General features: G+C 60.4%; 22 protein-coding genes and 2 pseudogenes. 14 read left to right on the top strand and 10 right to left on the bottom strand.

The genetic code is table 11. The annotated features are described in order from the left end of the window. Positions 1-161: 161 nt before the first annotated feature. Positions 162-1,055, bottom strand: a complete 894-nt coding sequence (locus AC1MEW_RS33815; protein WP_201189303.1) for a PA4780 family RIO1-like protein kinase — start codon at positions 1,053-1,055, stop codon at positions 162-164. Positions 1,056-1,658: 603 nt separating this feature from the next. On the opposite strand from AC1MEW_RS33815, the pseudogene AC1MEW_RS33820 reads away from it, so the two are divergent. Together AC1MEW_RS33820 and AC1MEW_RS33825 are read left to right on the top strand one after the other, a co-directional pair. Next, a pseudogene (locus AC1MEW_RS33820) lies at positions 1,659-2,543 on the top strand (cache domain-containing protein); the annotation flags it as partial. A 201-nt stretch (positions 2,544-2,744) separates the two neighbouring features. After that, positions 2,745-3,449, top strand: coding sequence for a methyl-accepting chemotaxis protein (locus AC1MEW_RS33825; protein WP_480427388.1), 705 nt, complete (start codon positions 2,745-2,747; stop codon positions 3,447-3,449). A 127-nt stretch (positions 3,450-3,576) separates the two neighbouring features. Here AC1MEW_RS33825 and AC1MEW_RS33830 read toward each other — a convergent pair whose 3' ends face one another. Together AC1MEW_RS33830 and AC1MEW_RS33835 are read right to left on the bottom strand one after the other, a co-directional pair. Beyond that, positions 3,577-4,368, bottom strand: coding sequence for an AraC family transcriptional regulator (locus tag AC1MEW_RS33830; protein WP_201256329.1), 792 nt, complete (start codon positions 4,366-4,368; stop codon positions 3,577-3,579). A 184-nt stretch (positions 4,369-4,552) separates the two neighbouring features. After that, entirely contained in the window at positions 4,553-5,830 is a 1,278-nt protein-coding gene (locus AC1MEW_RS33835) for an acetyl-CoA C-acetyltransferase (RefSeq protein WP_201256328.1), read from the bottom strand. Positions 5,831-6,127: 297 nt separating this feature from the next. Here AC1MEW_RS33835 and AC1MEW_RS33840 point away from each other — a divergent pair, with 297 nt between their 5' ends. Both AC1MEW_RS33840 and AC1MEW_RS33845 read left to right on the top strand, forming a co-directional pair. After that, entirely contained in the window at positions 6,128-7,480 is a 1,353-nt protein-coding gene (locus AC1MEW_RS33840; protein WP_201200303.1) for a 3-oxoacyl-ACP reductase, read from the top strand. A gap of 2 nt (positions 7,481-7,482) precedes the next feature. Next, positions 7,483-8,337, top strand: a complete 855-nt coding sequence (locus AC1MEW_RS33845) for a MaoC family dehydratase (RefSeq protein WP_322270452.1) — start codon at positions 7,483-7,485, stop codon at positions 8,335-8,337. 141 nt (positions 8,338-8,478) lie between these two features. Here AC1MEW_RS33845 and AC1MEW_RS33850 read toward each other — a convergent pair whose 3' ends face one another. From AC1MEW_RS33850 to AC1MEW_RS33860, 3 genes are all read right to left on the bottom strand, one after another. After that, positions 8,479-8,886: a response regulator gene (locus AC1MEW_RS33850; protein WP_322270451.1), complete on the bottom strand. Its 408-nt coding sequence runs from the start codon at positions 8,884-8,886 to the stop codon at positions 8,479-8,481. Between the two features lie 72 nt (positions 8,887-8,958). Continuing rightward, the gene (locus AC1MEW_RS33855; RefSeq protein WP_322270450.1) at positions 8,959-9,165 is read right to left on the bottom strand and encodes a Flp family type IVb pilin; all 207 of its coding nucleotides are present in this window, start codon (positions 9,163-9,165) and stop codon (positions 8,959-8,961) included. 124 nt (positions 9,166-9,289) lie between these two features. After that, positions 9,290-9,505 (bottom strand): Flp family type IVb pilin, encoded by a 216-nt coding sequence (locus AC1MEW_RS33860; RefSeq protein ID WP_416350752.1) that lies wholly within the window; start codon positions 9,503-9,505, stop codon positions 9,290-9,292. 327 nt (positions 9,506-9,832) lie between these two features. On the opposite strand from AC1MEW_RS33860, the gene cpaB reads away from it, so the two are divergent. The 8 genes from cpaB to AC1MEW_RS33900 are packed head-to-tail and all read left to right on the top strand — an operon-like array spanning position 9,833 to position 17,291. Further along, entirely contained in the window at positions 9,833-10,780 is a 948-nt protein-coding gene (gene cpaB / locus AC1MEW_RS33865) for a Flp pilus assembly protein CpaB (protein ID WP_480425044.1), read from the top strand. Between the two features lie 20 nt (positions 10,781-10,800). Next, on the top strand, positions 10,801-12,024 hold the full coding sequence (locus AC1MEW_RS33870) for a type II and III secretion system protein family protein (RefSeq protein ID WP_201256323.1): 1,224 nt from the start codon (positions 10,801-10,803) through the stop codon (positions 12,022-12,024). Beyond that, on the top strand, positions 12,021-13,211 hold the full coding sequence (locus AC1MEW_RS33875; protein ID WP_201200287.1) for a CpaE/TadZ family protein: 1,191 nt from the start codon (positions 12,021-12,023) through the stop codon (positions 13,209-13,211). Before AC1MEW_RS33870 ends, AC1MEW_RS33875 begins: the two co-directional genes overlap by 4 nt. Beyond that, positions 13,208-14,476 (top strand): TadA family conjugal transfer-associated ATPase, encoded by a 1,269-nt coding sequence (locus tag AC1MEW_RS33880; RefSeq protein ID WP_201256322.1) that lies wholly within the window; start codon positions 13,208-13,210, stop codon positions 14,474-14,476. The genes AC1MEW_RS33875 and AC1MEW_RS33880 overlap by 4 nt, the downstream gene beginning before the upstream one ends. An 18-nt stretch (positions 14,477-14,494) precedes the next feature. Next, entirely contained in the window at positions 14,495-15,379 is an 885-nt protein-coding gene (locus AC1MEW_RS33885; RefSeq protein WP_322270449.1) for a type II secretion system F family protein, read from the top strand. Between the two features lies 1 nt (position 15,380). Further along, entirely contained in the window at positions 15,381-16,265 is an 885-nt protein-coding gene (locus AC1MEW_RS33890; protein ID WP_322270448.1) for a type II secretion system F family protein, read from the top strand. Between the two features lie 23 nt (positions 16,266-16,288). Beyond that, positions 16,289-17,014, top strand: coding sequence for a tetratricopeptide repeat protein (locus AC1MEW_RS33895; RefSeq protein ID WP_201256319.1), 726 nt, complete (start codon positions 16,289-16,291; stop codon positions 17,012-17,014). 7 nt (positions 17,015-17,021) lie between these two features. Then, entirely contained in the window at positions 17,022-17,291 is a 270-nt protein-coding gene (locus AC1MEW_RS33900; protein WP_201256318.1) for a DUF3613 domain-containing protein, read from the top strand. Positions 17,292-17,353: 62 nt separating this feature from the next. On the opposite strand, the pseudogene AC1MEW_RS33905 reads toward AC1MEW_RS33900, so the two are convergent. The 3 genes and pseudogenes from AC1MEW_RS33905 to AC1MEW_RS33915 all read right to left on the bottom strand — a co-directional run. Continuing rightward, positions 17,354-17,581: pseudogene (locus tag AC1MEW_RS33905) on the bottom strand (DUF6124 family protein); the annotation flags it as partial. A gap of 1,100 nt (positions 17,582-18,681) precedes the next feature. After that, positions 18,682-19,470, bottom strand: coding sequence for a response regulator transcription factor (locus tag AC1MEW_RS33910; RefSeq protein WP_480425046.1), 789 nt, complete (start codon positions 19,468-19,470; stop codon positions 18,682-18,684). A 123-nt stretch (positions 19,471-19,593) separates the two neighbouring features. Continuing rightward, positions 19,594-20,064, bottom strand: coding sequence for an A24 family peptidase (locus tag AC1MEW_RS33915; protein WP_201200272.1), 471 nt, complete (start codon positions 20,062-20,064; stop codon positions 19,594-19,596). Between the two features lie 75 nt (positions 20,065-20,139). Between AC1MEW_RS33915 and AC1MEW_RS33920 the strand changes: the two genes are divergently transcribed. Then, positions 20,140-20,595 (top strand): TadE/TadG family type IV pilus assembly protein, encoded by a 456-nt coding sequence (locus AC1MEW_RS33920; protein WP_323570596.1) that lies wholly within the window; start codon positions 20,140-20,142, stop codon positions 20,593-20,595. Further along, a complete protein-coding gene (locus AC1MEW_RS33925) occupies positions 20,592-23,339 on the top strand; it encodes a PAS domain-containing sensor histidine kinase (protein WP_480425048.1) in 2,748 nt (915 codons plus the stop codon). The genes AC1MEW_RS33920 and AC1MEW_RS33925 overlap by 4 nt, the downstream gene beginning before the upstream one ends. Here the strand turns inward: AC1MEW_RS33925 and AC1MEW_RS33930 are convergent. Beyond that, positions 23,336-25,324, bottom strand: coding sequence for a pilus assembly protein TadG-related protein (locus tag AC1MEW_RS33930; RefSeq protein ID WP_480425049.1), 1,989 nt, complete (start codon positions 25,322-25,324; stop codon positions 23,336-23,338). The two genes, AC1MEW_RS33925 and AC1MEW_RS33930, sit on opposite strands and share 4 nt — an antisense overlap. Positions 25,325-25,506 lie beyond the last annotated feature (182 nt).

Below are 25,506 nucleotides of genomic sequence, written 5' to 3' on the forward strand. Positions count from 1 at the left end.
AGCGGGCTTGCTCGCGAAGGCGTCGTGTCAGTCGACAGCATTTTTGCTGTTACATCGTTTTCGCGAGCAAGCCCGCTCCCACGTTGGGTCGTCAGTGGATGTTGGGGCGGTGCCGGGCAGACACAAAAAACCCGGCCTGCGCCGGGTTTTTCGTTAACCGATCACTGCATCCAAGGTGGAGGCGGTTCTTCGGTTTTGCCCGGTGGCGCATCATCAGCCGCGCGCACCGCTTGTTTACGCTCTTCATCCAGGCGTGCCGCCTCGATTTCGCGTATGACGCCGCCAACGTCCGCCAGCTCTTCCGGCTCGTCGAACTCGCCGGTCAACACGCTGGCCGGGTGCAAGGTGCCGGCTTCGTAGAGCGCCCACATTTCCTTGGCGTACTTGGTCTTTTTCAACTCCGGCGCAAAACGCCCGAAGTAGGACGCCATGTTGCCCACGTCCCGCTCCAGCATGTTGAACGCGTGGTTGTTGCCCGCCGCATCCACAGCTTGCGGCAAGTCAATGATGACCGGGCCGGTCGGGGTCAACAGTACGTTGAACTCCGAAAGGTCACCGTGCACCAGACCGGTACACAACATCAGCACGATTTGGGAAATCAGGAACGCGTGATATTCACGGGCCTGATCCGGTTCCAGCACCACGTCGTTCAGACGTGGCGCGGCATCGCCGTATTCATCGGCCACCAGCTCCATGAGCAGTACGCCTTCGAGGAAGTCATACGGCTTGGGCACCCGCACACCGGCGCCGGCCAGACGAAACAGGGCCGCGACTTCGGCGTTCTGCCAAGCGTCCTCGGTTTCTTTCTTGCCGAACTTGGAGCCCTTGGCCATCGCCCGAGCCTGTCGGCTGTTGCGCACCTTGCGGCCTTCCTGGTACTCGGCCGCCTGACGGAAACTGCGTTTATTCGCCTCCTTGTAGACCTTCGCGCAACGTAGCTCATTACCGCAGCGCACCACATAAACAGCTGCTTCTTTACCACTCATGAGTGGGCGCAGCACCTCGTCGACCAGACCGTCCTCGATCAGGGGTTCAATGCGTTTTGGAGTCTTCATCAGCTTTTATTGTGGGTCCTTTATTACCAAACACGCGAAAGTCATTCGTTATACGGCAATCCTTGCGCGTCGGGGAGGGGTTGCCGACCTATGAACATTGCAGATGCACACAATGTGCCGAATTTATCCGTTAAATCCCGCACCAATCAATGACTCACGGAGATCATAGCCGAGACGCCAACGCTTGTTGGCGAAGGGATGCGAGGGCATTTGCGACAGAAGCTGACATCCGGATTCCCCCTATTTGTAGGTTTTTTCTTAGAAGGCCTCAATTTCCCATTTTTTCAGCCGAAGTCATCAGAGAGAAAAGGATTTGTCCGACAATCGTCTCGACAAAAAAGACGATGCCGCCCTCAAGGAACCGAGTCAATCAACACCGTTTTCGGCTGCCAATAATCCGCGAGTCATCTGCACTGCGTGGGCCTACAAAAAAAATCTGGAGCGCGGATGAACATCAAACAGAAGTTGACCTGGGCGTTTGCAATCATCGCCTGCTTGCCTGTGGTACTGGTCGCCACGCTGGTCGTGCTGAACCTGCGCAGTGATGCCAAAGAAGGTTTCGTCGACAGCAGTGGCCGCGAGATCCGCCAGGTCAGCAATGCCATGCAACTGTTTTTCGACGGTATCAGCCAAAACGTTGATTATCTGGCGTCCCAGCCGCTGATCAAGAACACCGACGACAGCCTCAAGACCTACATGGCCGCCAACGCCGAGAGCATTCCTCAGGGCGAGATGGACAAAAAAGTCTTCGCGCTCCTTCAGGACCTGGGCAACAGCCATCCGTCCTACGCCTACGCGATCGTCGGCACCGCCGCCGGCGGCTACGTGTCCTGGCCGGACGACGCGAAGCTGAACAACTACGACCCGCGCCAGCGTCCCTGGTACAAGGCTGCACAGGCCAAACCGGGCAAGCCGTTCCGCACCGAGGCTTATTACTGGGCTCAGGACGACGCGTCCTACGTCAGCACCGTGCGCACCATCGACAACAAGTTGGGCAGCAACGGCGGCGTGGTCAGCATTGACGTGACGCTCAAGCAGCTCACCGAAATCGTCAAACAGATCAAACTCGGCGAAACCGGCTACCTGATGCTGCTGGAAAACAGCGGCACCGTGCTGGTCGATCCGAAGCAGCCTGAGCACAACTTCAAATCCCTGAGCAGCCTCGGCGACGGCTACGCGCAACTGGCCAAGGCCGGCAAAGGCCTAGTGGAAGTCGAACTGAACGGCGAGCGCTACATGGCCAACGTCTGGCCATCGGAGCAACTGGGCTGGACCTTTATCGGCCTGATCAAGCAAACCGACGTGATGAGCTCGGCCACCCAGTTGACCTGGTTGATCGCCATCATCGCCGCAGTGCTGGCGGTGTTCTTTGCCATCGTCGGCGCCAGTTTTGCCAGTGTCATCGTGCGGCCGATCCGCAGTGTGGCCAGCGGTCTGGAAGGCATCGCCCAAGGTGAAGGCGACCTGACCAAGAACCTCGAAATCCGTGGCAACGACGAAACCGCGCAACTGGCCAACTGGTTCAACCAGTTCCTGGCGGCGATCCGCAACCTGATCCAAAACATCGGCGGTGCGGCGAACAAAATCCTCGCCACGTCCCAGAGCTCGACCCGAGTGTCCAGCGACATGGCCGAAGCCGCCGGGCGCCAGCGTGAAGCGGTGGACATGGTGTCCACGGCGTTCCACGAAATGGTCGCTACCGCCAACGAAGTCGCCCGTTCGTGCAGCCAGGCCGCCGAGTCGGCCGACAGTGGCCAGCGTCAGGCCCGGGAAGGTCAGCAGCAGATCGATGCCGCAGTGACCAGCGTTGATCGCTTGAGCCAGGAAATCGAACAGTCAGCCCAGTCGATGCAGCAGCTGGAACGCGACAGCAACGACATTCAGTCGATTCTCGGGACCATCCGTTCGATTGCCGAACAGACCAACCTGCTGGCGCTGAACGCTGCGATTGAAGCGGCACGGGCCGGTGAGCAGGGTCGTGGGTTTGCGGTGGTGGCGGATGAAGTTCGCGCCCTGGCTAAACGCACGGCCGACTCGACAGCGGAAATTGACGGGTTGCTCGGCAACCTCGCCAAGCGCACCAGCCAGGTGACACAGCAGATGCATGCGAGCCTGGAAGTGTCGCAGCAGTCGGTCACCCGCATTGGTGAAGCGCGCAGCAGCTTCGGGCAGATTCGTGAGTCGGTGGACGTGATTCGCGATATGAACACGCAGATTGCGACGGCGGCGGAAGAACAGCATCAGGTGGCTGAGGACATCAATCGGCACATCAGCCAGATTCATGGCGATGCGCAACTGGTGGCGGAACTGGCGAACTCGGCGCGGCTGGATTCCCAGAGCCTGGCCGGCTTGTCGAATGAGCTGGATGGGTTGGTTCGACGGTTCAGGACCTGATCCCCGGCAATACCACAAATCCAGTGTGGGAGCGGGCTTGCTCGCGAAAGCGGTGTAACAGCCAACAGAGATGTTGAATGTAATGGCCCCTTCGCGAGCAAGCCCGCTCCCACATTGGTTCGGTGTGTTACTGCCGGAACAATTCACCCGGGGTAAACCCGAACAACCCCTTGAACGCCGCAATAAACGCCGACGTCGAGTCATACCCGCACGCCAGCGCGGCATTGGTCACGCTGTCGCCCTCCTCCAGCAAACTTAATGACGACAGCAGCCGCATGCGCTGCCGCCAGCCGCGAAAGCTCAACCCGGTCTCGCGTTGAAACAGCCGCATCAGGGTTTTTTCCGAAGTGCCCAATCGCTGCGCCCATTGTTGCAAGGTCACGACCTGCTCCGGGTTTTCGATCAGTTCATTGCACAACCCGAGCAACCGCTCATGACGGGGCAACGGTAGAGAGAATTCCACCTCCGGCAAACTCGCCAACTGATCCAGCAACACGTTCACCAGCCGCGTCTCCTGGCTGTCGCCCTGTGGATACTCCACCGGCAGCAGGCAAAAACTCTTGATCAGCTCCCGGGCCAGCGGCGTGACTTCCAGCACCCGGCAACGCCCGTCCGCCCAGGCACTCTCCTCGCGACGCACATACAGGCTGCGCATTTCGGCACGCATCGAGGTCACCACTTGATGCTCAAGATCCGCCGGAATCCAGATGCCCCACTGCGGCGGTGCGAAGAAACTGCCTTCGGCGGTATGCACACCGAGAACGCCGCTGATGGCGTAGGAAAACTGCACCCAGTCGTGGCGATGGGGCGGTGTCCATGACCCGGCGTTGAGGCTTTCGGCGCGGGCGAACAACGGGCGCGGTAATGCCGTAATTGCGGGAATAGACCGTTCGAGGGAGATTTGTCCGTTGGACGTCATTGATGGGCCTTATGTCGCAGGACGGCAGATAACGCGACGTTAGGCCAACTCTCCCTTCCTGACAAACACATTCCCCATGTGGGAGCGGGCTTGCTCGCGAATGCGGTGGATCAGCCGACATCAATGTTGAATGACACACCGCATTCGCGAGCAAGCCCGCTCCCACATCAGGTTGTGGTCAATTTCAGCGTTCGATGATGGCTGTTACGCCTTGGCCACCGGCGGCACAGATCGAGATCAACCCGCGGCCCTTGCCCGCCGCGTCCAGCAACTTCGCCAGGTTGGCGACGATGCGCCCACCCGTAGCCGCAAACGGATGCCCCGCCGCCAGTGAACTGCCCTTGACGTTGAGCCGGTTGCGGTCGATGGAGCCCAGCGGCGCGTCGAGGCCGAGGCGGGTTTTGCAGTATTCGGGATCTTCCCAGGCCTTCAACGTGCAGAGCACCTGCGCGGCGAAGGCTTCGTGGATTTCGTAATAGTCGAAATCCTGCAAGGTCAGGCCATTGCGCGCCAGCAAACGCGGTACGGCGTACACCGGCGCCATCAGCAGCCCTTCGGCGCCGTTGACGAAATCCACCGCCGCCGCTTCGCCGTCGCGCAAGTACGCGAGGATCGGCAAGCCGCGCTCTTTCGCCCATTCTTCACTGCCCAACAGCACCAGCGACGCGCCATCGGTCAGTGGCGTGGAGTTGCCCGCCGTCATGGTGCCCTTGGCGCTTTTCTCGAAGGCCGGTTTGAGCGAGGCGAGTTTTTCCAGGGTCAGGTCCGGGCGCAGATTGTTGTCCCGGGTCAGGCCGAGGAACGGCGTCATCAGATCGTTGTGCCAACCTTCGGCGTAGGACGCGGCCAGTTTCTGATGGCTTTCGAGGGCCAGTTGATCCTGCTCAGCACGGGGGATGTTCCAGGTCTGGGCCATCAACTCGCAGTGCTGGCCCATGGACAGGCCGGTGCGCGGCTCACCGTTGCGCGGAAATTCCGGGATCAGGTGGTGCGGACGCAGTTGCAGGAACGTTTTCAGTTTGTCGCCTGTGGTTTTGGCGCGGTTGGCTTCCAGAAGGATTTTGCGCAGACCTTCGCTGACGCCAATCGGCGCATCGGAGGTGGTATCGACGCCACCGGCAATGCCGCACTCGATCTGGCCGAGGGCGATTTTGTTGGCCACCAATATCGCTGCTTCCAGACCGGTGCCGCAGGCTTGTTGGATGTCGTAGGCCGGGGTGGTCGGCGACAGCCGCGAGCCGAGCACGCATTCGCGGGTCAGGTTGAAATCCCGCGAGAGCTTGAGCACCGCGCCGGCCGCCACTTCGCCCATGCGCAAACCGTGCAGGTTGAAGCGTTCGATCAGGCCTTCGAGCGCTGCGGTGAGCATCGCCTGGTTACTGGCGGTGGCGTACGGCCCGTTGGAGCGGGCGAAGGGGATACGGTTACCGCCGATAATCGCGACGCGGCGCAGCTGAGTCATGAAAAGCTCCTTCTAAAAATTAAAATGTGAACGCGGTCCACTGTGGGAGCGGGCTTGCTCGCGAAGAGGCCGGCACATTCAACATCTTTGTTGACTGACCCACCGCTTTCGCGAGCAAGCCCGCTCCCACAGGTTCAGCATTCCCCTGCCAGTTCTGCTGAGCCCAAGCTAAAACCTCTGCTAAACCCAAGTTAAGACCAATGTTCTGTGTTCAAGCGTAGGCCTTATCTCGTGGATCGAACGACTGATCGCCATTCGTGGTCCACACTTTGAACCCCAGCTGCCGGAGAGCGTTCCATGTCAGACCGTTATATCGACTTCGCCAATTCGTCCATCGGCCACCGCCTGGTCGGGGCTTTGGGTCTGCCGTCGCCGGTTCGCCTGGAACGCTGGCAGGCCGGACGCCTGCGACCTGTCGAAGGGGCGCTGCTGATCGGCGGCGGCCCGCTGGCAGAAAATGTCAGCGTTTTCGCCAACCGCCTGACCGACGCGATTTACAGCTACGGCACCGAGCCGTCCCTGGCTACCGCATGGATTCCCGGCCATGGCCCGAAACTCAAAGCCGTGGTGTTCGACGCCAGTCACCTGGTGCAAACCGATCAGCTCAAACAGCTGCGCGAGTTTTTTCAACCGCTGATGAAAAACCTCGATAACAGCGCGCACCTGGTGATCTTGGGCCGTGCGCCGGAAACCTTGACCGACCCATTCGCCGCCAGCGCCCAGCGAGCCCTGGAAGGTTTCAGCCGTTCGCTCGCCAAAGAGCTGCGCAGTGGCGGCACCCTGCAACTGATCTACGTCGGCGATGGGGCCGAGGATCAACTGGAAGGTCCGCTGCGGTTTTTCCTCTCACCCAAAAGTGCTTTCGTGTCCGGGCAAGCGATTCGCCTGACCGCTTGCGACACGCCGGTGCAGGACTGGACTCGCCCACTGTCGGGCCGCAAAGCGCTGGTGACGGGCGCCGCTCGCGGGATCGGGGCCTCCATCGCCGAAACCTTGGCCCGTGATGGCGCAGATGTGATTCTGCTCGACGTGCCACCGGCCAAGACCGATCTTGAAGCCCTCGCCGCACGCCTCGGCGGGCGCGCCATCACCCTGGATATTTGCGCCGAGGATGCCGCGGCGCAGTTGATCGAACACTTGCCCGACGGCATCGACATCGTGGTCCACAACGCCGGCATCACCCGCGACAAAACCCTGGCCAACATGACCCCGGAATTCTGGGACGCGGTGCTGGCGGTCAACCTCAATGCGCCGCAAGTGCTGACCAAAGCGCTGCTCGACGCCGGCACCCTGCGCGACAACGGCCGGGTGATTTTGCTGGCCTCGATCAGCGGCATCGCCGGTAATCGCGGGCAAACCAACTACGCCGCGAGCAAGGCCGGGCTGATCGGCCTCGCCCAAGCCTGGGCGCCGCTGCTGCATGAGCGCGGCATCAGCATCAACGCGGTGGCGCCGGGGTTTATCGAAACCCAGATGACCGCGCACATTCCGTTTGCCCTGCGTGAGGCCGGGCGCCGCATGAGTTCACTGGGCCAGGGCGGCTTGCCGCAGGACGTCGCCGAAGCGGTGGCCTGGCTCGCGCAACCAGGCACCGGTGCGTTCACCGGGCAAGCGTTGCGGGTCTGCGGACAAAGTGTCCTGGGGGCGTAGCGATGATCATCGACTGGCACACACTCAACCGAGAACCGAGCCTGCCCGAGTTGTACCTGCGGGCGGCCCTGCGCCGAAAAATCACCGGCACCACCCTGCCCGACTCGGGTTTACGCTGCTGGCTCACTGTCGATCCGAAACGCCTGGCGGACTATCGCAAGGTTTGTGGTTTTGCCGACAACGGTCTGTTACCGCCGACTTATCCACACGTCCTGGCGTTTGCCCTGCAGATGCGATTGCTCACGGCCAAGGAGTTTCCATTTCCGCTGTTGGGGCTGATTCACCTGAGCAATCGCATTCGGGTGCTGCGCCCCATGGGCGGGGTGAATCGTGTGCGGGTCAGCGTGCAGCTGCAGAACCTGCAACCCCACGCCAAGGGCGCGACGTTCGACCTGGTCACGACCCTGGATGATCAGTTGGGCACGCTTTGGGAGGCTGAAAGCCAGATGCTCTGTCGCGGGGTCAAACTCGAAGGCGAACCGGTTGAAGAGGTGCTGGCATCGACGCTGGCGCTGACCGAGGTGGCTCGCTGGAAAGCCCCGGCGGACATTGGCCGGCAATACGCCAAGGTGTCCGGGGACTACAACCCGATACACCTGAGTGCGGTCAGTGCCAAGTTGTTCGGTTTTCCTACGGCCATTGCTCATGGGCTGTGGAACAAGGCACGCACCCTCGCGGCACTGGCGGATCATTTGCCGACGGCGAATATCGAGATTGCGGTGCAGTTTCGCAAACCGGTGCGCTTGCCCAGCGAGGTGACGTTGCTGGCCAGTGCGGCGGCGTCCAGTGGTGATTTGCAGTTGTTGGGTGCCGGGGAACTGGAACATATGGTGGGGCATTGGCGGCCTGTCGCCTGAGTTTTGGCAGGGGCTTTTGGTGTCATTAAGATCGCCTTCGCGAGCAAGCCCGCTCCCACAGGGGTTCAGTGTCGTTCACAGATGTTGTGTACGACCGAGACACGTGTGGGAGCGAGCTTGCTCGCGATAGCGGCAGGTCAGTCACAGTGATTTTGAATGAACCTGCGGGAACAGGTTGTTCAACGTTTCCAGCAACCGCACGTGATAGATGGGTTTGCGAAACAGGTCGAGCACTTGCAAGCGTAGCATGTCACTGACGTCTTCCATATCTGCATGCCCGGACGTCACGATCACTGGCAAATGCTGACGCGAGGTGTGCTCACGCAATCGCTTGATCAGCGACATGCCGCTCTCCTCCGGCATGCGCAGATCAGTAATCACCAAGGCAATGTCTGGATGGCACGTCAAATGATGCAGGGCAAGTTTGACCGAAGTGGCCGTAAAGCAACTGAAGCCCTCGCCCTCCAGCAATTCCGCCAACTCCAGCAACGCATCCTCTTCGTCGTCAACCAGCAGTAACTGTTGGCGGGGAAATGAGGAAGCGTTCATGGGCAATACCTGAAAACGGAAGGGTAGGACCGAGTGTAGCCTGCCATCAGCCATGCGCGACTTGTGTTCAGGTCACGGCGTGGGCGCCGTCACCGCAGTCCCGCCCAACGCTACCAGCATATTGTTGAACATCACCAGCACCCTTGCGCCCACGGGCGTCACGAAGACCACGACCACCACCGCGACCATTGCTACAACAATTGCGTACTCAATGGCCGACGCCGCTTCGGTACTCGACAGAAACTGCCTAGCACGCAACATCAGGTATTCAAAGAGCATCGAAGTTCTCCTTACGCGTCTAGGGTCACCCAGACAAAGAGAGATCCAATGATCCCGGCAATGCCTGAATGCACCTTTCGCAGATCTGGTTCAGAAGACAAACGAGTCGTTGTTGAAGTCTTGATCACGGCGCTGTTCTGACCTGCGCCACACCACCGAGGCCCACCAGAATATCGTTGAAGTACTGCAGGACCCGGTTACCAAGCGGCGTCACAAACGCCACGACCACCACTGCAACCATCGCCACCACAATCGCGTATTCGATGGCCGATGCCCCGTCTTCACTGTTGAAGAACAACTGAGCCCTGGCCACTAGATAATCGAAAATCATACGAGACATACCTCTACTCCTTTGCGCCTCTGGCGCCGATGTGACGGTATAGCGGCAGGTTCCACCGTGCCATCAGAGCATTGTCAACAAACCCCTAGGCAACAACTGTAAGAACGGATTAATCACAAAGGATTAACCGGAATGTTGACGCCATGATTCCGACAGTTAATAGGCCAAAACTCATACTTTAGTGAGTTATTTTCGGGCCGATGATGGCGTTTTGTCATAGATCAGCTAGCTTGGAAATAGCGAAATAGTTGGAAGTTCATAGCTGCCTGATTGCGAGGTCTCTTGTTGGAAAGTGCGGCTGGTAGTGCAGCAGGATAGGGAGCCGTCATGAACAGTCGCGTCACCATGGGCCTTGCAGCAGTCCTTTTACTGGGGGCAATTTTTGTCGGTTATTGGGGCCTGGTCCTCAGTCGGCAACCCGCGCCCGTCACCGCACCGGTGGCCTCCACGGCCCCGGTGGCCACCGTTGAAAAAACCGTTGCCGTCGCCGAAGACCAGACCCGTCAACCGGTGGTTGTGCTGGTCCATGACGTCCCGCCCTTCACCCCGCTCACTGCCGCGGACCTTACCGTGGAAAAACTGCGCAGCGCCCCCGCCGGCAGCCTGAGCAAAGTCGAGCAAGCCGTGGGGCGCGCGCCGTGGCGACGCCTGAGCGCCGGCACCTGGCTCAACGATGAGAGCTTTGCTGCGGGCGGCGCCCTGGCGCGCATGATTCACAGCGATGAACGTGCCCTCGCCGTCGCCGTGGACGAAGTGATCGGTGCCGCCGGGCAACTGACCCCCGGCGACTATGTCGATGTGTTGTTGTACCTGCGCCAGGACGCCAGCAACCTGCAACAGTCGACGCAGATCGTTGTCCCCGCGATGCGCGTGCTCGGGGTGGGTGAGCAGTTCGGCCTGACCAACGACGGTCAACCCGCCACACCGGCCCTGAGCAGCGACGACAAACTCAAACAGGACCAACGCCGCATCACCGCACGCACCGTGGTGCTGGCTGTCCCCGAACAACTCTTGAGCCGGCTGATGCTCGCCACTCAGGTCGGCACGTTGCGCCTGGCCGTGCGCAGCAGTGAAGAGCAGCGCCTGGCCAAATACTGGGCCGGCGAAAGCGAGTCACCGGCCAAGCTCGACAGCGCCAACAGTCAACTTTTCCAGTTCACCCAACTGGCCCTGGGTGGCGCGCCGAAAGCTCCGTCCAGTGGCGGCCACGTTGGCGCGACGCGGCCAGCAGTGGAGATCATTCGCGGCAATCAACTCACCCAACAAACCCAATGACTGAGTAAGGATCCAAGTGCATGCAAAGTCGTTCCTGGCCGAAGTTCAAACCTGTTTTCGGGGCCTTGATGCTGATGGGACTGTCTATAAACACTGCCTTCGCGGTGACCGGCAATTGCACTGCACTGGGCCGCTTACCGCCAGTCATCGAAATCGGCGAAGGGCTGCAACAGGATGTGCAGTCGCCGGTGGCGATCACTCGCCTGGCCATTGGTGATCCGAAAATCGCCGATGTGCAGGCCAATGGCAGCTCATCCTTTTTACTCACCGGCATGGCCCCCGGCGCCACCAGTCTGATGGTCTGGACCGCCTGCGCCAGCGAGCCGCGCCAGAGCATGGTGTTTGTCCAGGGCAAAGCCACCGCCGCCCTGACCAACGCCAGCGTGCTGCCGTCGGATGACGCGTTGTTGCCATCACAGGTGCAGACCGACATCCGCTTCGTCGAAGTCAGCCGCACCAAACTCAAGGAAGCCACGGCGTCGCTGATTGGTACGCGTGGCAACTTCCTGCTCGGCTCCCCCGGCACGCTGCCGACCGTCGGCGGCGTACCGACGCCGAAACTGCCGGTGGATAACGGGCAGTTCAACTTCTCATGGATTGGCGGCAAGACCATGGCGATCATCAACGCCCTGGAAGGCAGCGGCTTTGCCTACACGCTGGCGCGGCCAAGCCTGGTGGCGCTGAGCGGACAAAGCGCGAGTTTCCTGGCCGGTGGCGAAATCCCGATTCCCGTGCCCAGCGCCGGCAGCGATACCGTGACCATCGAGTACAAGGAATTCGGCATCCGCCTGACCCTGACCCCGACCATCATCGGTAAAAATCGTATCGCGCTGAAGGTCGCACCGGAAGTCAGTGAGCTCGATTACAGCAACGCGATCACCATCGCCGGCGCCCAGGTGCCAGCCCTGACCATCCGCCGCACCGACACCAGCGTCTCCCTGGCTGACGGCGAAAGCTTCGTCATCAGTGGCTTGATCAGCACCACCAATACCTCGCAAGTGAACAAGTTTCCGGGGCTGGGCGACATTCCGATCCTCGGGGCGTTTTTCCGCAGTTCATCAATCAACCGCCAGGAGCGTGAGCTGCTGATGATCGTCACCCCGCACCTGGTACAACCGCTGGCGGCGGATGCACAACTGCCGTCGCTGCCGGGCGAAAAACTGCGCAACTATGACCCGAATTTCTACCGCATGTTCTTCCTCGAAAACGGCAACTTCGACAAACGCAGCGGGCTCTCGCAATGAGCCAGAACCTGAGCCAGACGTTTCTCGCCATCACCCGCAACAGCACTGATCTGGAATGGCTGCAAGGTGCCCTCACGCCGCTGGGTCAGGTGGTGAGCGCAGGGGGAGGCAGCCTCGACGAATTGCTGGCGCTGGTCGACGTGACCTTCGCCAGCCTGGTGTTCGTCGGCCTCGACCGTGAGCATGTGGTGGCCCAGAGCGCGTTGATCGAAGGCGCACTGGAGGCCAAGCCGATGCTTGCCATCGTCGCGCTCGGCGACGGCATGGACAATCAACTGGTACTGAATGCGATGCGCGCCGGAGCGCGAGATTTCGTCGCCTATGGCTCGCGATCCAGTGAAGTCGCCGGGCTGGTGCGGCGCTTGAGTAAACGCCTGCCACCGGTGGCGCCGAACACGCAACTGGGCGGCCTGACCGTGCTGTATGGCGTGCAGAGCAACGCCGACGGCGCGCTGCTGGCCAATCACATGGCGCTGGTGGTGCAAAAGAGCGGGCAGCAAACCCTGTTGCTGGACCTCGGCCTGCCGCGCGGTGACAGCCTGGAGTTGCTGGGGCTGGAAAGTTCGTTTCATTTCGGCGATGCCCTGCGCCACTTGCGCCGCCTCGACGCCACGCTGATCGACAGCGCCTTCACCAGCGCCGAGGCAGGCCTGCGGATTCTGGCGTATGCCGGCGATGATGCACCGCTGGAAGGCACCAGCGCCGCCGAACTGTACATGTTGCTCAGCGCCTTGCGCCAACACTTCCAGCACATCGTGGTGAACCTCACCGGCCAGCCGGACAGCGAAGCGCTGCGCACCTTTGTCAGCCACTGCGACAAACTGCTGTGGTACACCGACCAGAACGTCCTCGATTGCCGCCGCAATCTGGCGGTGCTCAACTCGTGGCGGGAAAAAGGCATGAAGCTCGAACACGGGCGCTTGCTGGTCGACCGCTACTTGAACAACGTTGCGCCAGACTCGGACACCCTCGGCAAAACCTTCAATCTGGAAGTGATCGCGGTGCTGGCCTACAGTCCGGAACTGCGCCTGAACGCGAAAAACCAGGGCCTGAGCCTATTCGAACTGGGCCCCAGGGAAAAACTCACACAAAGCCTGCGCGCCCTCGGCGAGCGTCTGGCCAAACGTTCTGAAAGCCTGGCCAAGCCGAAGGTCAACTGGTTCAACCGGTTGCGAGGCACGCCATGACCGTAGAAAAACTGTTCGGCTCACCCCAGCGCGGCCCCGTCGGCAACACCGACCACGAAGGCCTGAAACTGGTGCTGCACCGCTACATCATCGATGCCATCGAAGAATCCGGAAAAAACCTGCTGGAGGGTTCTCGGCAGTTGTTGGCGCAGTTCGTCACCGACAAGGTCGCCGAATACATTGCTCGCCTGCACCTGGCGATTTCCCGCTATGAAATGGAGCGCCTGGCCGAAGAAATCGTCGATGAACTGACCGGTTTCGGGCCGCTCGAAGTGTTGCTGCGCGATCCGTCCGTGACCGAAATCCTGGTCAACGGCCCGCACCGGGTGTTCATCGAACGGGACGGCGTGCTGCATCAAAGTGACTTGCGTTTTATCGATGCGCATCACGTTGAGCGAGTCATGCAACGCATTCTTGCACCGCTGGGGCGACGGCTAGATGAGTCTTCGCCGATGGTCGATGCGCGCATGCCTGATGGCAGTCGGGTCAATGCGATCATCCCGCCAATTGCACTGGACGGGCCGTGTCTGTCGATTCGTAAATTTCGCAAGGACATGCTCAAAAGCACCGACCTGATGGCCATGCAAACCATCGATCAGTCGATCTTCGAGTTTTTTCAGGAAGCGGTCGGCAAGCGCTGCAACATCCTCATCAGCGGCGGCACCGGCACCGGCAAAACCACCTTACTGAACATCCTCAGCCAATTGATCAACCCCCATGAACGACTGGTGACCATCGAAGACGTCGCCGAATTGCAGTTGGGCCACCCCCACGTCGTGCGCCTGGAAACCCGACCGCCCAATGCCGAGGGCCACGGCGAAGTCAAAGCCAGCGACCTGATCCGCAACGCCCTGCGGATGCGCCCCGACCGGATCATCCTCGGCGAGATTCGCGGGGTCGAAGTGCTCGACGTACTCACCGCCATGAACACCGGCCACGACGGTTCCATGAGCACCGTGCACGCCAACAATGCCCAGGACGCGTTGTTACGCCTGGAAACCCTGGTCGGCCTGACAGGTCGCACCGTGGCCGAACGCACCCTGCGGCAGATGATTTGCGCAGCGCTGGACGTGATCATCCAACTGACGCGTTTGCCCGACGGCCGCCGCTGCGTCAGCGAGGTGGTGGAAGTGGTCGGCGTGCGTGAAGGCATCTACGTCACCAACACGTTGTTCCGCCTCAATCGGAAGACGGGTTTCGGCTTCCTGCGCGAAGCGATCAACCCGGCCGGCGACAAGTTGCGGCACGAGTCGAGCCTGGACTGACGGCATGGGACACTCAATATGATCGGACCGATCATTCTTATCCTCGTCTGCCTTATCTTGCTGGGGCTGTCGATTCGCCTGTTCCTGCACGGCGTGCACAAGAAGGCCAACGAACGGGTGCTCAATCGCCTGGCCAAGGGTCAACCGATACAAGCCGCGAGCAAGACCTCGTGGGTGGGTCTTGAGCGCATGTTTCTACGCGCCGGCTTAGGGCGCCCGACCGAGCGTCTGGGCCTGTGGTTGATGCTGTGGACGGTGGCAATGCTGCTCGGTTACCTGCTGGCGAACTGGGTCGGATTGCTGGTCGCAGTGCTGGCGCCGCCGCTGCTGCTGCGCCTGTACATTTCCTGGCTGTATCGGCGCCGCCTCAAACGCATGATCGAACAACTGCCGCAATTGCTCGATCACAGCGTGCGCAGCCTCAAGTCCGGCCGGACCTTGACCGATGCCATCATCGGCGGCATCGAGGCCAGTGAAGACCCGCTGAAAAAAGCCATGGGGCGGGTGCAGCGTAACGTGCAGCTTGGCGTTAATTTGCCGGACGCCGTAAGCGATTTCGCCGAACTCTATGAACAGGACGAATTGCGCATGTTTGCGCTGGGCCTGAAGGTCAACCATCGCTACGGCGGCAACGCCAGCGAGCTGCTGGAGAACCTCATCAAACTGATCCGTGAGCGGGACCAGGGCGCCCGCCAACTGAGTGCCCTGACCGGGGAAACCCGCATGACGGCATGGGTGCTGGGTTTGCTGCCAGTGATTCTGGTGAGTTACTTCATGCTGACCAACCCCGGTTACATGCTCGGCATGTGGCATGACTCGGGTGGCCAGACCATGCTGATTGTCGCGCTGGTGTTGCAGGTCCTCGGCAGCCTGGCGCTGTGGCGCATGTTGAGGAGCGTTTGAAATGATCCTTCTGGCAAGCCTCATGCTGTTCCTCGGCGCCCTGTTGCTGGTGACCAATCACTTGCTGCAAGAACGCCGCCGCGTGCGTCAGGTAACCCAACGTTTGCAGGGACAACTGGTGCGGGGAAACCGGTTCGGCAATTGGCTGCGGGTTCTGGGCGGCAGTAAGTTTGGCCAGCGCTCGGTCAGCATCGACAGCGAAACCCAGATCCTGCTCGCCCGCCTGGGCTGGCGCCGCGCCAGCGAGCGCTCGTTGTACGCGGCCTGCCAGATCGGCACCCCGCTGCTGGCCCTCGGCCTGGGGCTGTTCCTGCAAGAGGTGTTCTTTGCGCACTCCGACAACGGCTGGCTGCTGCCGATGCTCGCCACGGGCGCGGGTTATCTGCTGCCCAAGCGCTTGTTGGCGTATGCCGCCGCTCGCCGGCAGCAAATCATTTCAATCGAGATTTCGACCTTTATTCCGCTGTTGCGCATCCTTTTCGAATCGGGCATGGCCATCGAACAGGCGTTGCGCGTGCTCAGCACCGAGGGGCAAAAGCTGTTGCCGGAACTGACCAGCGAACTGCGCCTGATCCTGAACCGTGTCGACTCCGGCCTTGAGCTGGGCCAGGAACTGAACAAGGCCGCGGCGATGCTCGCGGTGGATGAATTCACCGACACCTGCGTCATCTTGCAGCAACTGATTCATCAAGGCGGCGGCGCCATGAAGTCGCTGCTGTCGCTCAAGCAACTGCTCGACGACAGGCGCCTGACACGCTTGCAGGAATACATTTCAAAGATGTCGGCCAAGATGTCCGTGGTGATGATGCTGTTTCTGTTTCCGGCTTTACTGATCGTACTGGCCGGCCCTGGTTTTACCGCCATATCCCGAGCATTCGCGTCCTGACGTTGGCTCACGGAGAGAGTTTGATGAAAGCACTGATTGTCGCGGCAAGTTTGTTAATGCTGGGCGGTTGCGCCACTGACGGCCAGACACCGTGGGCGGCGTTGACCGGTCCCACCAGTTGCAGCAAGTTGAGCTCCGAACAGGAACTGGCCCTTAACCTGGCAGACGACCTGGTCAACGACGGCAAACTGCACGCCAGCCTGGCCAATCTGCAAAACCTGCCGGACGACCTCGGCGAAGTGCGCTTGCGCAAAGCCAAGGTGTATCGCCTGCTGGGCCGCAGCGAAGCCGAACCGCTATACCGCAGCCTGCTCGGCAGTTGCCTGACGGCTGAGGCCGAACACGGTTTGGGTCAGCTCTACGCGGCTCGTGGCGACAACGGCCAGGCTCAGGCGCACCTGCAACGGGCAGCGCGACTGGCGCCGACCGACGAAAAAATCCGCAACGACTTGGGCGTGGTCTACCTCAACCAATTGCGCACGGAAGATGCCCGCTTCGAATTCCTCACCGCCATCGAACTCAAGCAAAACGATCAACTGGCCTCGCTGAACCTGGTGACCTTGCTGCTGTATCAGGACAAATGGCAACAAGCCGCCGAAATCGTCAGCCGCTCACACCTGAGCCCGGAACAATTCACCGACGCCCAGGAGCGTGCGGAAAAACTCAAGACCCCGTCGGTCCATGCCAAACCCGCTACCGGCAGCCAGGTGGCCGTAGTGGCCGATCCGCTGCCGTTAACGATCAAGTGAGGCCGCCATGAACACTTTGAAACGATTGTGTTGCCTGAGCCTGTTGAGCCTGCCACTAAGTGCTCAGGCCATCGACGCCGGCCCATCCTCGCCGCAACAACAGGAAACCGAAGGCTGGCTGGTACTGCAAAGTAGCAACAAAGCCGCCTCCCCTACTCCGCAAACAGCGACCGCGGCGGAACGGGAACTGGCGATGCAGCGCTGGTTAAAGAAATACAAGTATGAGATCCCGGACCTGTATGACCCGGATACAGGGGGCAAGATTAAAACTAACTAAGTCGATAATCCCCTGTAGGCGCAGCCTTCGGCAGCACCTACAGGGGTCAGCGATAACGCGGTCTATGCAGGATCGACGTTATCCAGCGCCCGATTCACCGCCAACTCAGCCAGCATGACAATCTGCTGAAGCGCCATCGCCGTATGCCGGTCGGGACCTTGCAAGCGCGCGGCAAAATCACTGGCCATGACACTCGCCGAGGCCAGGGACTCACAGGTGTGGGCTAGCAGGCTTTCTGTGTCCACTTCGGGGACGATCATGAACATCGTGCTGGGTTTGCGGGAGGCAGGGGGATTGGGGGTAGGTTTGAACATGGTGAGACTCCAAGTGAGAAATGGAGCCGCCACTGACTATTGCCGCGAAGCAATTAAGGGTGGCAGCCGTGCGCAGGTTCGCGGACCGAACACTTGGCAACTCGGCATACCCGAAGGTATCCCGCGCACAGCCGCCATGACATCAAACGACGTGCGCCAAGGCACCCCAGTTTGAACCGGCGGATTATGCACCAAGTGAATCTGATTGAGGCCGCGAAGCCCGATCACTGAATGTGTCAGCGACAGACAAAAGACTAGAGATACCGCGTCCGACAGACAACCTGAAAACCTTGTGGGACGGTTCTGAAAATTTTACTGACCGTTAAACATCGTCGTTAGTGAGGGCGTCATCGCGAGCAGGCTCGCTCCCACAATTGGACCGAGTGCATCCGGGAGAGATTGGTCGGCTAGCAGGCCGCCTTCGCGGGCAAGCCTCGCTCCCACAATTGGACTGAGTGCATCCAATAGAGATGGGTTGGCTGGCTGGCAGGCCGCCTTCGCGAGCAAGCTCGCTCCCACAATTGGACTGAGTGCATCCGAAAGATATGGGTCGGCTGGCAGGCCGCCTTCGCAGGCAAGCCAGCTCCCACAATTGGACCGAGTGCATCCGAAAGAGATGGGTTGGCTGGCAGGCCGCCTTCGCGGGCAAGCCTCGCTCCTACAAAAGCAGAATCAAAAGCAGAGCGGCATACACCGCACCGCTCCTCACCACTCATTAGGCCGAGCGTTAGCTCGCCTGCTCTTGATCTTGCTCTACCCGCCCCTTCGGGAGGCTGAGTGGAGGTGTTCATCTGGGGGGTGGGCGCGTAGCGCCGTGCGGCGAAGCCGCACACATCGAGAGGAGGTCGTCGCGAAGCAGACCGTAGGCGATGCCCCCAGATGAATACCGGAACGAAGGCACGCCGAGCCTAGGCGAGGGGCCGGACGCCGGGGCGAGCCTTTTTGGGTACTTTTTTGGCGTTTGAAAAAAGTGCCTCGCCGTAAGGGCGAAACCCTAAGTAGCCGCTACCGCAGCAACGGATATGTACTCAACCACCAAGAACATGGTCGGCCCAAAGGCCGCCAAGACCAAAGGCTCAATGCGCAATAACCCGCTGCCGAACCAAAGAACTACTGGGAGAAAGCGCCAAAGCCAATTGCGTCCGATTATGCATATGCGTCAACCGCAAAACCTGCGACACATACAGCTTCACCGTGTTCTCGGTAATCCCCAACTCACAGGCAATCTGATAATTGGTCTGCCCCTTGCCCACCAACCGCGCCACATCCAACTGCCGAGGCGACAACTGATTGAAAATCGCCGGGATCTCCAACCGGTCCGTCTCGCCGACCTCTTCACCCGAAACACCACGAGAAGACGCAGCAGGACTACGCCGCACCTTGTCCAGGTCCTGGTAAAGATCATCAATGGATTCGGAAAGAAACTGCAGCTTCTGATTCAAATGCCCCAGTTGCACACTCTTCTGCCGTTCTTGCAGGACAACTTCCTGGCGCTGCAAACCCTCGAGCAACTCATTCAGATCAATCGGCTTTTGATAGTAATCAGCGATCCCGGCGCGCAACGCCTTGATCACGTCCTGCTTGTCGGCCCGACCGGTCAGCATGATCGCCTCGAACGCCCGCTCCTTGCCGGCCAGCCGCTGCAGTTCCAGCACCAGTTGAATGCCGTCCATGCCCGGCATGTGCAAATCACACAGCACCAGACCGATCTCGGCGTCTTCACTGAAGCGCTCGACCGCCTGCTGACTGGATTCGCACGGAACACAGCGATAACCGCAGCTCTCAAGGAATTCACACAGTTCTTCGACAATCAACGGCTGATCGTCGACCACAAGGACTTTTACCGCAGACGTCACTTTGTTCACGTGCCACTCCATGCCAAGGTCAAGCTGACCATTCCTGTACCGCCAGCCTTTGGCTGTATAACCAGTCATTTGAAAGTAGACGCACTTTCCGACTATGTACATAGGACTAGTGGCGCTTCACGACTAATGGATCCAGCACAGTGCTGCCAGAGCACCCGCGAACACGAACGGCGCAAATGGCGGCTTTTTTGACGCTCCAGGCGCCATATATCGAAGACGTTCTTTAAGTCCTTGACTCATATGCAACCAGACTCTTGGCGCCAGTAGCAACCAGACCACGCTGGCCACGGCGGCGCCAATAAATACGTAGAGGACGAAAATGCCGTCCGTCGCAAGGCCCAGAGCTGTCATAAGTTTCACATCCCCGGCCCCCATCCTGCCCATGACGTAGCCCGGCAAAGTGAATGCCAACGCCAGCAAAAAGGCCCAGCCACCCTGCCGCGCCTCGGCGCCCATCCAAGTGTTGCCGGTCCAAAGCAGGTACACCAGCGCCAGCGCACCGACCCCAAGGGTCAAGGAATTGGCGATGCGCCGCTCCCGTGCATCCTGCGTAGCGCACAACGCCAGCCATATCAATAGGACAAAACTCTGCATCCGGTAAAAACCGTCCGTTTTTGCTGAATGATTCTATGCTGATACTACGCAGTGCCAGTCAGGGTAGACGCAGTCATGAAAGCAGGCCTCCCTAAATCGCAGAAAGGCGCCGTGGCGATTGAATTCGCCTTGGTGTTCGTGGTTTTTTTTGCCGTGTTTTATGGCCTGGTCAGTTACAGCCTGCCGTTTGTGCTGATGCAGTCGTTCAACGAAGCCACCTCTGAAGCGGTGCGCCGCAGTGTTGCGATAGACCCCACCACGCCCAGCTATGCCACCGTGCTGGTAACTACCGCGAACGCCACGCTGACTCAGCAGTTGTCATGGGTGCCCCCCCCGTTGAACCTGGTGGTCGGTGTCGACACCAGCGCCGTTTACGATCCCACCAAAGGCACCAATGGCACGCTGACCGTCACCGTCAAATACCCCGTGAGCAAGCTCAACCAAGTGATTCCGTTTCTGGTGTTGCCGGGGGTGGGGGCGGTGCCCAATTTGCCGCCCTATCTCACGGCGTCATCGAGCCTTCAATTTTGAATTCGGGGGACAAACTCTTCGGGCGTTTGCTCAAACGCGCGCCAACCGCCGCCACCGACCTGCCCGATCACCTTGGCTCGCCGCCCCTGGGTTTGCATTTGCACCTGGATGCCGACGGCGGCGTCTTGCAAGTCGCCGGCCCACTGCGCAATTTGCTGGCGCAACAACCACCCCATGACCAGCCTCTCCCGCTCCACCGCTATGTGCAGCCCCATAGCACCCTGGCGATAGAGGGCCGACCGGTGGAATGGCAGGGCCAAAGCCTTGACCTCGACTTCCCCGGCCTCGGCGACCAGACACTGCACCTGCGGGGCTGGGTTCAGCCCTTGGGCAATGGCTGGCGGATGCAACTGATAGACATCGCCGACCTGTTGCTCGAGCGCCAGCAATCACGCAGTCGTGAGGCCTGCCAAACGCTCGCCGGGCAGATCAGCGAACAGTTGCGCGCCTGTAGCCTGGCGCGGCTGCCGGTGATCGTCGACGAGCAATTACAGACCATCGCCCAGCGCTGGCACATCCCCTGTCTCGCCCTGGCGGTGCTCGACGAACAGGCACAAGGCTGGAAAATCCATCGCCAACATCACGCCCACGATGCACCGGCGCTGTGGCATGACGGCCAGTACCTTGGCACGGCCCTCGACAGTTTGAACGGCACCGCGCCGCAACACGTCGGCATTCATCACGGCCTCGACGAACACTCCCGAGTGCAGGCCACGTTCGGCAACAGCGAAGGTTTCGTCGTGCCCTATGCCGATGACCGGGGCGTGGTTGCCTGGTTGCTGTGCGGGTTTTACCCGATCAATAATGGCGCGCCGTACCTGTCCGATCGTGACTGGTTACTGTTGGTCAGTGCGCTGGCAGGTCCGTTGCTCGGTCGCTTGCGTGAACAGCAGCATCACCAGCAACTGGAGCGTCTGGAATCATTGCAAACGCTGCTGGGTACCGGCTGGTGGGAAATCGTCGGCAATGACGTCCATCTGGCGCCATCCCTGGCCGCAGCCTTGCAACTGGACGCTGCGTCACTGACGCGGGAACAGTGGCTGGCGCGGTTTCATCGCGCTGATCGAGATGAATTGCACAGTCGCCTGCAAGCCCTGCAACAGCAGGGCGAAGCCTTGACCTTGTGTGTGCGTTTGCACAGCCCTGATGACTGGAAACATCCCCTGTGGTATCGCCTTCAAGGCCAGGTCACGGGCACCGGCGAGCACCGGCGGCTGGTGGGTTTCATGCTCGATATCAGTGACATCAAGAACCAGCAACAAATCGCCGCTGCCGCTCACGCCCGTCTCGATAACCTGATCGCCAGTTCGCCAGCAGTGATCTATGTGCAGCACTACGTCGAAGGCGCGCTGCAACCGGCATTTTTCAGTGCCAGCCTGCAACCTTTACTGGGCTGGAGTCTGGACGACTGCACCACTACCGCGTTGGTGGAGCGGGTCCATCCCGACGATCGCGACCTGTACTTCGAACGCACCCGACAGCTGCTGCGCGAGGGTTCGGTACGTGCCCGCTACCGACTGCGCGACAGCCGGGGCGATTACCACTGGCTGCTCGACGAAGCAAAACTATTGCGCGATGACCTCGGCCTGCCGGTAGAAGCCGTCGGGCTGTGGCTGGATGTCACCGAGGCGACCCTGGCCGCCGAGCAGGTCAGGCAAAGCGAAGAGCGCTACCGGATTCTGGTGGAAGACTCGCCGGCGATGATCTGCCGTTATCGCCCGGACCTGACCCTGACATTCGGCAATCGGCCGTTGGCGATGTACCTGGAGTGCGCCCCGGAGCAGTTGCCGGGGATTAATCTGGGCGAATGGATGTCCGACGAACAACGCGAGACGTTCGTGCAGCGGCTGAGTTCGTTGACCCCGGAACAGCCAGTCAGCACCGCCGAAATCAACCTGCAATTACCGGGGCGCGAGCACGCCTGGTGGGTCTGGTCGGATCGCGGGGTGTTCGATGAGTTGGGGCAACTGATCGAAGTACAAGCGGTGGGCCGCGACAACACCGAAGTGCGCCGCACGCAGCAGCAACTCACGCAAAGCGCAAAAATGGCCACCCTCGGCGAAATGGCCACCGGCCTGGCCCATGAAATCAACCAGCCGCTGAACGTGATGCGCATGGCCATCGTCAATGTGCTCAAACGCCTGAGTAGTGGCGACGTGCAGATTGATTACCTGACCGACAAGCTCAACCGCATCGACACGCAGGTCCAGCGCGCGGCGCGGGTGGTTGACCATATGCGGGTGTTCGGCCGGCGCTCAGAGGTCGAGCAGCAGCCGTTCAATCCAGCCACGGCCATTGAAGGCACGCTGTCGCTGCTGGCCGAAGGCATGCGCGGTAAAGGCGTGGAACTGCGTGTCAGCGAGACCGGATTCGAGGTCCAGGTGCGTGGCTATGTCGATCAGCTTGAACAAGTGTTGATCAACCTGATGGTCAACGCCCGGGATGCGCTGCTGAGCAAGCGCGACGCCGGCCGTGAGTTCAAACCGTGGATTTCGGTATACGCCGAACGCGACGAATGTTCGGTGCGACTGTGGGTCGAGGACAACGGCGGCGGGATTGACCCGCGCTTGCTGGAGCGGATTTTCGAGCCGTTCTTCACCACCAAACCGGTGGGCGTCGGCACCGGGCTCGGCTTGTCGGTGAGTTACGGCATTGTCGAGAACATGGGCGGACACCTGAGTGTTTCCAACTCGGTGGAAGGCGCACGGTTCTGTATCGAGTTGCCGATTGTGCTCGACGTCTAAATCACCAGATAGGCCACGCCGGTCTGGCCGCAGGTCATGTTGGCGCCGACGTCTACATCCATCAGGTTGATGCCCAGGGCGCTCAGCAGGTTGTTGAGCAGCGGATCCAGCAGCGGGCTCAGCAGGTTGGTGATCACCGGCACCAGTAGCGTGGTGACACCGCTGATGGCGCTGGCCACATTCGCAATAATGCTACCCAACGGATTGCTGCCTACCGGTTGATAAACGATCAGGTTGACGCCCGCCAGGGTGTTGGCGAGGCTGTTGACGATGTTGGTGGTAGGGGCGGCTGAAATGATGCTCGGCGGCAGCAGAAGGTTCGGCGGTGTTGCGAAGGGCGTTGTGCTGGAAAACACCAGGTCCTGGGTGTTTTGCCCGACGCTGGTATTGAGCATGATCGCGATGCCGCCAGCGGCAAATGCGGTACGCGCCGGGCCGCAATTACCCAATCCAAGAACTTTGTGGCAGATCCAGATGCCGTTATCGATCAGCGGCAGCGGCGTGACCGTCGGCTCGGCGGTGGATGAGAACGCTGCCGTAGGATCGATCTTGCCAAGCTTTAGGTCGGCTATCGAAGTGATGGTATGGGCCGTCAGGCTTTTAGTGCCGGTGGTGCCACCGACCGGGCAACTGTACGCGGTGACATAACTGATGGCCCCGCCAGCATCCAGGCTGATGTCAATTTCAGGCGATGGCAATAGCTCGGGGTCCAACGTCTGACAACCAGCGCCGAGCAAACAGGCCACCGAGTTGATGGTGGCCGCCAGATTCAGACTCAACAGCGCGTTGAGGGTTGGGGTCAGGGTGCCCACCAGCCCCAGCACTGCGTTGCTCAGCCCCGTCACGCCGGACAGCACCGGTAGATTCACCGACAACATCGTGCGCACCTGGGCGGTACGCACATAAATCCTGTTCGGCCCCGTCGGGTTGAGAACCGCCAGCGCCGGGTTCCCGATGGCGGAGAACTGCGGTGGCTCAATCACCTTGACCCGCACCGTGAAGTTGGCCAGCCCCAATACGCTGATCGGCAAGGTCGCGGCCACTGCGCTTTTGCTATTGGCCAGTTGCACCACGCCCTGAATCAATTGCAGCAATTGCAGATTGGCATCCAGGCCCGCCGCTGTGGTGCCGGTTTGCAGCTGCAAAATCTGCCCCAGCGTGAGCGGGACGCTGTTGTTCGCCGCCAGTTGCAGATTGCCCAGCGCGGTCATTACATCCGCCGTCGCGCCATTGAGCTGGACCACCGTCGCTGCAGCCTGAATCAGTTGAGTCGCGGTGACTTGGGTATTGAGCAACTGAGTGTAATTGCCCGCCGCCACATTGAGGTTGATCGCCAACTGATTCAGGTAGCTGAGCAGGTTGATGTTGGTGTTGAGCAGCCCGGTCCAGCCCAGCGCCGTCACGCTGACGTTGCCGCCCAGCAGTCCGGAAAACAGCGGGTTGAGGATGTTCGACTGGGAGGTGCTGATGCTGACCAGGTTGCTGCGAATGTTCAGTTGCGCAATGGGCGGTTGCGGCTGAGCCGCTACGGCCGAGGCATTGAGCGTGGTGTTGAGGCTGACCGGCGTCCCGGAAAACAGCGCCTGCACGCCGCCGGCAAAACTGGTGGTGACGGTGCGGCTGGCGACTACTTTGATAGCAGCCGATTGCGTGGCATCAACGGTGAACGTGCGCAGCCCGGTGTTGGCGGTGAGTAAGCTGCCGCACGTAGTGACAAGGGTGTCGGTGGCATCGACGGTGTAGCCATTGCGGGTGGCACTTTGGCCGGCGTAACTGGCCGCCGTCAGACCTGGCAGGCAATTGCCACCGCGACTGACGGCCTCAAGGGCGGCGGTGTCCACCACGCGCTGCAACTTGCGCTGTTCCATGTAGAGACGGCCGGTATCGACCACCAGCAACATCAACACAATTGCCAGGCTGAGGGTCGCGGCAGCCATCAACCCGATAGCCCCCCGTTGCCGGGCAGGACTGCGAAACTGCGGCATCGCGCACTCCTTCGCCGGCGCACTACCGAGTGCGGCCTCCAATGGTGAAGTGCAGTGTAGACAAGGGTTGACAAGGCTGCTGGCAACTCGCCAGTTCCGACGACACAAAACCAATGAGGGAGCGGGCTTGCTCGCGAATGCGGTTTGTCAGTCACATCCATTTTGTATGTGCCGCCATCTTC

Source organism: Pseudomonas sp. ASL4 (assembly GCF_056680395.1).

Excerpts from the sequence above, each read along its gene's own strand:
- AC1MEW_RS33920 (WP_323570596.1), top strand. The coding sequence starts at position 20,140 with ATGAAAGCAGGCCTCCCTAAATCGCAGAAAGGCGCCGTGGCGATTGAA.
- AC1MEW_RS33860 (WP_416350752.1), bottom strand. The coding sequence starts at position 9,505 with ATGTCTCGTATGATTTTCGATTATCTAGTGGCCAGGGCTCAGTTGTTC.
- AC1MEW_RS33855 (WP_322270450.1), bottom strand. The coding sequence starts at position 9,165 with ATGCTCTTTGAATACCTGATGTTGCGTGCTAGGCAGTTTCTGTCGAGT.
- AC1MEW_RS33825 (WP_480427388.1), top strand. The coding sequence starts at position 2,745 with ATGGTCGCTACCGCCAACGAAGTCGCCCGTTCGTGCAGCCAGGCCGCC.
- AC1MEW_RS33880 (WP_201256322.1), top strand. The coding sequence starts at position 13,208 with ATGACCGTAGAAAAACTGTTCGGCTCACCCCAGCGCGGCCCCGTCGGC.
- AC1MEW_RS33930 (WP_480425049.1), bottom strand. The coding sequence starts at position 25,324 with ATGCCGCAGTTTCGCAGTCCTGCCCGGCAACGGGGGGCTATCGGGTTG.
- AC1MEW_RS33850 (WP_322270451.1), bottom strand. The coding sequence starts at position 8,886 with ATGAACGCTTCCTCATTTCCCCGCCAACAGTTACTGCTGGTTGACGAC.
- cpaB (WP_480425044.1), top strand. The coding sequence starts at position 9,833 with ATGAACAGTCGCGTCACCATGGGCCTTGCAGCAGTCCTTTTACTGGGG.
- AC1MEW_RS33835 (WP_201256328.1), bottom strand. The coding sequence starts at position 5,830 with ATGACTCAGCTGCGCCGCGTCGCGATTATCGGCGGTAACCGTATCCCC.
- AC1MEW_RS33830 (WP_201256329.1), bottom strand. The coding sequence starts at position 4,368 with ATGACGTCCAACGGACAAATCTCCCTCGAACGGTCTATTCCCGCAATT.
- AC1MEW_RS33870 (WP_201256323.1), top strand. The coding sequence starts at position 10,801 with ATGCAAAGTCGTTCCTGGCCGAAGTTCAAACCTGTTTTCGGGGCCTTG.
- AC1MEW_RS33815 (WP_201189303.1), bottom strand. The coding sequence starts at position 1,055 with ATGAAGACTCCAAAACGCATTGAACCCCTGATCGAGGACGGTCTGGTC.
- AC1MEW_RS33875 (WP_201200287.1), top strand. The coding sequence starts at position 12,021 with ATGAGCCAGAACCTGAGCCAGACGTTTCTCGCCATCACCCGCAACAGC.
- AC1MEW_RS33895 (WP_201256319.1), top strand. The coding sequence starts at position 16,289 with ATGAAAGCACTGATTGTCGCGGCAAGTTTGTTAATGCTGGGCGGTTGC.
- AC1MEW_RS33915 (WP_201200272.1), bottom strand. The coding sequence starts at position 20,064 with ATGCAGAGTTTTGTCCTATTGATATGGCTGGCGTTGTGCGCTACGCAG.
- AC1MEW_RS33885 (WP_322270449.1), top strand. The coding sequence starts at position 14,495 with ATGATCGGACCGATCATTCTTATCCTCGTCTGCCTTATCTTGCTGGGG.
- AC1MEW_RS33900 (WP_201256318.1), top strand. The coding sequence starts at position 17,022 with ATGAACACTTTGAAACGATTGTGTTGCCTGAGCCTGTTGAGCCTGCCA.
- AC1MEW_RS33840 (WP_201200303.1), top strand. The coding sequence starts at position 6,128 with ATGTCAGACCGTTATATCGACTTCGCCAATTCGTCCATCGGCCACCGC.
- AC1MEW_RS33845 (WP_322270452.1), top strand. The coding sequence starts at position 7,483 with ATGATCATCGACTGGCACACACTCAACCGAGAACCGAGCCTGCCCGAG.
- AC1MEW_RS33890 (WP_322270448.1), top strand. The coding sequence starts at position 15,381 with ATGATCCTTCTGGCAAGCCTCATGCTGTTCCTCGGCGCCCTGTTGCTG.